The 5,739-nt window shown below is 70.9% G+C and carries 5 protein-coding genes and 2 pseudogenes; 5 read left to right on the top strand and 2 right to left on the bottom strand.

Annotated elements, in window-relative coordinates:
• Window positions 1-269: 269 nt before the first annotated feature.
• Window positions 270-668, bottom strand: a complete 399-nt coding sequence (locus AB0J86_RS38635; protein ID WP_363863823.1) for a YbaB/EbfC family nucleoid-associated protein — start codon at window positions 666-668, stop codon at window positions 270-272.
• 97 nt (window positions 669-765) lie between these two features.
• Here AB0J86_RS38635 and AB0J86_RS38630 point away from each other — a divergent pair, with 97 nt between their 5' ends.
• From AB0J86_RS38630 to AB0J86_RS38620, 3 genes are read left to right on the top strand one after another with little or no spacing between them, the layout of a single operon-like run.
• Window positions 766-1,368: a hypothetical protein gene (locus AB0J86_RS38630; RefSeq protein WP_363863821.1), complete on the top strand. Its 603-nt coding sequence runs from the start codon at window positions 766-768 to the stop codon at window positions 1,366-1,368.
• Window positions 1,365-1,670, top strand: a complete 306-nt coding sequence (locus tag AB0J86_RS38625; protein WP_363863818.1) for a hypothetical protein — start codon at window positions 1,365-1,367, stop codon at window positions 1,668-1,670. The genes AB0J86_RS38630 and AB0J86_RS38625 overlap by 4 nt, the downstream gene beginning before the upstream one ends.
• A 3-nt stretch (window positions 1,671-1,673) precedes the next feature.
• Window positions 1,674-2,462, top strand: coding sequence for a WXG100 family type VII secretion target (locus tag AB0J86_RS38620; protein ID WP_363863816.1), 789 nt, complete (start codon window positions 1,674-1,676; stop codon window positions 2,460-2,462).
• Between the two features lie 168 nt (window positions 2,463-2,630).
• Here the strand turns inward: AB0J86_RS38620 and AB0J86_RS38615 are convergent, their stop codons facing one another.
• Complete coding sequence (locus AB0J86_RS38615) at window positions 2,631-3,998, bottom strand: C39 family peptidase (RefSeq protein ID WP_363863813.1); 1,368 nt, start codon at window positions 3,996-3,998, stop codon at window positions 2,631-2,633.
• Window positions 3,999-4,214: 216 nt separating this feature from the next.
• On the opposite strand from AB0J86_RS38615, the pseudogene AB0J86_RS38610 reads away from it, so the two are divergent.
• Both AB0J86_RS38610 and AB0J86_RS38605 read left to right on the top strand, forming a co-directional pair.
• Window positions 4,215-5,570, top strand: a pseudogene (locus tag AB0J86_RS38610) (M14 family metallopeptidase); the annotation flags it as partial.
• A gap of 63 nt (window positions 5,571-5,633) precedes the next feature.
• Window positions 5,634-5,739: pseudogene (locus AB0J86_RS38605) on the top strand (alkaline phosphatase); the annotation flags it as partial.

Raw genomic sequence — 5,739 nt, 5'->3', positions numbered from 1 at the left:
GTGCCCGGCGAATCCCGTCAGGCTTGATGTCTTCGCCGGGCACGGCGGCCCCACCTTTACCACGCTGCCGGGTGCGACCGGCTTGCTCTTCACCTTTCGGCCGGGCGGGGCGATCCGGGCTCCTGTGGCACCGTCGGCGTCGTGCGCCGGCCGTGGTGCGTGCCGGTCGGGCGGCGGGTCCAATACCCCGGATGTCCTCGCGACCACCGCTTCGCGAGGACGGTGAACGGGGTTTCGCCCGACGCCGGCGCGCCGGTCGACGGGGTGGGTCAGCGGAAGGTGTCGCGGCGGGCGAGGCGGTCTAGGTCGTCGGCGAGCGCGTCGAGGCGGCGCATGCCGGCCTCCATGACGTCGATGGACTGTTCGCTCGGGCGCAGGTTCAGGATCGGCGCCATGATCGCGTCGGCCCGCTCGGCGTACTCCCGCTGTGCCGCGTTGACCGCGGCGGTGACCTCGGCCTCGACCTCGTCCGGCGGCAGCCGCAGCGCGCTCGGGTCGATCCGCAGCTCCTGGATCGCCCCACCGGGGCCGGTACGGGCGCGGACGAGGCCGCGCGGCGACTCGGCGGTGCCGTACTGGCTCGCCAGGTCCTCCTGCATCCGTTGAACCCGCTCCACCTGCTGGTGGGCGTACTCGGCAAACTCCTCCAGGTTGCGAATATCCGGCACGTTGGAACCTTTCCGCTGGTATCGGTCGAGAATATTTGTTCGGCGACTCAGCCCGACAGGATAGCGACGCCGATCCGTACGATGGCATCCTTGCCCGGTGGCGAAGGACTACACGATCCACATCGAACCGGTACTGCGCCCCGTGCTGGCGCCGCAGGAGCGGCTGCTGGTGGCGTCGCCGCTGGTGAAGGACCCGGGCACCACCGAGGACGTCTCGGTCGCCGACGAGCTGAAGAACCTGCTCGACCCCACGATCCTGATCGGTCTCGGCGTGCACCCGGGCGGGCTGCTCCAGCGGGCGACGTTCGGCCGGGCGGTCGCCGGCGGACCGGAGAGCGCCGGGTACGCGCTCTACGCGGGGGTCGACGTGGCCGGCTCGCCGCACCTCGCGGTCACCGACACCCGGCTGATCATTTTCGACGTCGACCTGATCGAGCAGGCCGGGCAGGGCTGGCTGCGGCGGTGGTTCGGCCCGGCGCAGCAGCGGGCCAGGGTCCGACACGACGTGTCCCGAGCCGCTATCGTCGGGGCGATCAAGGCGCCGGCAGGTCTGCTGCGCCGGGGTCGCTTCCTGGTCGTCTTCACCGACGGCTCGGCCTGTGCCCTGGTGTGCTCGCCGCCGAGTCTCGGCGAACGGGCGGCTGAAGTGCTCGGTCCGCCCCGGCCGGCGCCCGGCGCCACTGGGGAGGAGCATTCATGACACAACCCGTGAAGGTCTATCTCGACGCGATGAGCCGGTTCGCGGACCGGATGGAGGAGATCGGGACCGGTTTCGGCGACACGCGCACGCTGCTGGTCGACGCGGACGTCACCGAGGACAGCTTCGGCATGCTGCCGGAGTCGCGGGACGCGGCGAAGACGTACGAGCAGCGCACCACGGACGGGCTGGACGTGCTGCGCGCGGGCGAGGACGTCTTCACCGACCTGGGCAAGCTCTTCCGGGACCTGCGCGACGGGTACCAGGGCGTTGACCAGGCCGCCTCGAACCGGTTCGGAGGCTGAGCCATGCGGGCACCGAGCGGTGCGGAGCGGATCGAGACCTGGCTGGGGCCGGCCGGCGAGGCGTACTCGATCATCAAGCCGATCGTCGACTTCCTGGCCCACCCGTTGGACCAGGTCACCGGCGACCCGGACGGGTTGGCCGAGAAGGCGCGGGCCTGGCGGGACGCGGCGGCGAAGGTGGACGGGCTCGCGGCCGACGAGCTGGGCGCCCGTACCGACCTGCTCTCCTACTGGGAGGGCGAGGCGGCGGAGGCCTTCAACGAGGAGATGACCAAGCTCAACCAGTCGCTCAGCGAGATCTCCGACCACTTCGAGGGGACCGCGCAGCTGCTGGAGGGCTCGGCCGAGGGGGCGCGGCAGGCGCAGGACCTGGTCGAGCAGATCGTCCGCGAGCTGATCGCGTGGTTGATCGTCACCATCATCGTGGCGCTCGCCTCGGCGTGGATCACGCTCGGTGCCTCGGTCGCGGCCGGTGCGGCGGCGGGCGCGGTCGAGGCCGGGCTGGCCGGTACCCGGGCGGCGGCGGTGGCGCTGCGGCTGGCGAACCTGCTCCGCAAGGTCGCCACGTTCCTGCGGAAGATGAGCGAGTTCGCCCGCGCCTACAAGCTCACCAGCGTCCGCAGCGTCGGGGCGCGGAACTGGGCGACCGCCCGGTACGCGACGGCGAGCGGCCGACAGCTGATCGCCACCAACTGGGTGATCAAGAAGACCATCGTGCAGCCGACGCTCGGCCCGACCATCGACAAGGTCACCGGCGCCGACAAGCAGTGGAACCTGCCGTCGGTGCTGTGACGGCGGTTCGGCCCGGGTCGGCGGTTCGGCCGCCGGCACGGACGGCTCGGCCGCCGGGCTGAGCCTTGCGGAGGAGCGGACAGGCCTGGCCCGGGCGCCATTGACCGGGCCAGGCCCGCCGGGCCTGGCGCGCCGGCCGCGGTGCACGCGGCCGGCGGTGCGGGGACGTTACCAGTTGGTCGAGCCGGCCACCTGCGGCCAGGGCTTCCACCACGGCTTGATCAGGTACGCGATGCCGCCCGAGCCGCCGGAGATCCCGCCGCTGGCGTTGACGCGCTTGGTACGCAGCCAGATCTGCTCGAACTGGGCACGCGAGTAGACGTTGCGGACGACGTCGTTGGAGGACGAGGCCGGGTCGTTGACGATGACGTCGCCGTTCGCGGTGAAGCCGACCACGACGAAGAGGTGCCCGGAGGTGCCGTAGTTGGCGCCGTCCAGCTCGCTGGCGAGGAACGACTGGCTGGTTACCACGGGGATGCCGGCCTTGATGAAGCGCTCGACCTCGTCGAGGGAGTGCAGCCGGGTGACCCTCGCGTCGAGCCCGGGGTAGGACGCGGCGTACGCGGTGTTGAACGGCCAGTTGCCGGCGCCGTCGTACGTGTAGTCGTACGTCATCCGGGCGGCGTGGTTCACGGTCGGGTCGGGGTACGTCGGGTCGACCCAGGCGGTCTCCGCCGCGCTCGGCTTCCGGCCCCAGTACTCGACGACCATCTCGGTGGAGGTGGGTGAGCACCAGGCCTCGCCGCCGCCGTCGTACTCCGGGTAGTGGCCGGCGTGGACGTTCTGCGAGTAGCGCGGCACCGGCAGCTCGGTGCCCCAGGCGATGTGGCCCGCGCTCGGGGTGACGGTGAACCGGTCCGGGACGTACGAGCTCATCGCGCCGAGCATCCAGACCCGCGGCCCGCGCAGCTGGCCCGGCGCCCGGTAGAGGGTGACCCGCAGCTGGTACGCCCGCAGCATCACGCCGGCCGTCACGTCGTCGATGGAGAACGTGTCGGTCCAGATCGTCGAGTACGGGTCGCCCTGGCGGTTCACGCTGGTGCGCTTGATGTCCTGGTCGCCGGAGGCCCAGCGGCCCATCACGTACCAGGGGGTCTGGGTGCCGGTGTTGTAGGTGCCCTGCAGCTCGATCTGGATCCAGGTGCCGGCGGGGGTCTCGGCGTTCCAGGAGGCGACCAGCTCGCTGGCGTCGAAGCCGACCTGGGTGACCGGCGAGGTCCAGGTGGCGTACTGCCAGCTCCTGGTGACGCCGGTGTGCGGGTCGGCGTAGTCGGTGGTGCCGGCGGGGCGCAGCAGGGTGATGCCGGTGCGGACGCCGGGGACGGCGACCGTGCCGCGGTGGGTACCGCCGCGCCAGTCGGCGTAGCTGGACCAGTCCTGGTAGGTGATCTGCTCGTCGTGCGTGACGTGGGCACCGGTCTTGGCGGCGGCCGGTGCGGCGGTGGCGGGTCCGGCGAGGGCGGGGGTGCCGGTACCGAAGAGGGCGAGCGCGGTGACGCCGACGAGGGCGACCGTGCCGGCGCGAGGTCTGGCCATGTGGAAGCTCCGCTGGTCCGGGGGTGGGAGATGTCCTGCCCGCCACTATCCCGTCCGGCAGGAACTTTCGCCAGATCTAGAAGTGCAGAAAGTCTTTGCCGACATGACGACCACGTTGGCATGGGGCTTGCAGTGACCGGCATTGATATAACGGTCCGACGGAGGGTGCGGCGTCCACTACGTCGCGGGAACCCTCCGCGCCCCCAGGAGGTTGGCATGTCCTTGCGTGTCCCCCCGTACCGGCGTACCGGCCGGCCACCGACCCCGCGCCGCAGGCTGATCCTCGCGGCCACGCTGGCGATCGGGCTGCTCGCGACCGCGAGCGCCCCGGTCTCCGCCGACCCGGCACCGGCGCCGGGCGCCGGGTCCGCCGCCGAGTCGCCCGCCACCGAGTACCGGGTTCTCGGCCCGCGTACGCTCGACGACCGCAACGCGGTCGCCCGCACCGGCGCCTCGATCGACGGTGTCGAGCACGGCGTGCTGCACGTGACCGCGACCGCCGCCGAGGCGAAGGCGATCGGCGCGCTCGGCTTCCAGTTGGAGGCCGTACCGGCACCGCCCGCGCGGGCGGCCGGTGACGTCGGCACCTTCGACTTCCCGAGCGCGGACTCGGGGTACCACAACTACGCCGAGCTGACCGCGGTGATCAACCAGGTGGTCGCCGACCACCCGTCGATCGCCCGCAAGTCCAGCATCGGCAGCTCGTACCAGGGTCGGGACCTGCCGGTCGTCAAGATCTCCGACAACGTCGGTACCGACGAGAACGAGCCGGAGATCCTCTTCAACTCCCAGCAGCACGCCCGGGAGCACCTCACCGTGGAGATGGCGATCTACCTGCTCAACCTCTTCACCGACGGCTACGGCTCGGACTCGCGGATCACGAACATCGTCAACACCCGCGAGATCTGGATCGTCCCGACGGTGAACCCGGACGGCAGCGAGTACGACATCGCCACCGGCAGCTACCGGTCCTGGCGCAAGAACCGGCAGCCGAACAGCGGCTCGACGTACGTGGGCACCGATCTCAACCGCAACTGGGGCTACAACTGGGGCTGCTGCGGCGGCTCGTCCGGCTCGACCTCGTCGGAGACCTACCGGGGCCCGTCGGCCTTCTCCGCGCCCGAGACGCAGGCGCTGCGCAACTTCGTCAACGGCCGGGTCGTCGGCGGGGTGCAGCAGATCAAGGCGAACATCGACTTCCACACGTACTCGCAGCTGGTGCTCTGGCCGTACGGCTACACCACCGCGAACACCGCCACCGGCATGAACACCGACCAGTACAACACCTTCGCCACGCTCGGCCGGCAGATGGCGGCGACGAACGGGTACACCCCCGAGCAGTCGTCCGACCTCTACATCACCGACGGTGACAGCCTGGACTGGCTCTGGGCGACGCACAAGATCTTCGCGTACACCTTCGAGATGTACCCCGGCTCCTCCGGTGGCGGCGGCTTCTACCCGCCCGACGAGGTGATCCCGAGGGAGACCTCCCGCAACCGCGAGGCGGTGCTGATCCTCAGCGAGTACGCCGACTGCCCGTACCGAGTGATCAGCAAGCAGGCCCAGTACTGCTGACCCCCGCTCCCCACCCACCCCGTCCGACCCTGTCGATCATGGAGTTGTGGCCGGCGCAAAGCGGTGCTTTGCGGACGCGCGATCGACCCGCAGCTCGGCGCCGCCGCCCACCACGAGGGTGAGGCCGCCATGAACAACCTCATGGTGGCCCGGGCCAAGCGGGTCG

It is taken from the genome of Micromonospora sp. NPDC049559 (genome assembly GCF_040676675.1).
Lineage (GTDB): Bacteria > Actinomycetota > Actinomycetes > Mycobacteriales > Micromonosporaceae > JBFAPK01.
The sequence above is the reverse complement of the archived record's forward strand: the minus strand, read 5'-3'. Positions and strand labels throughout refer to the sequence as shown.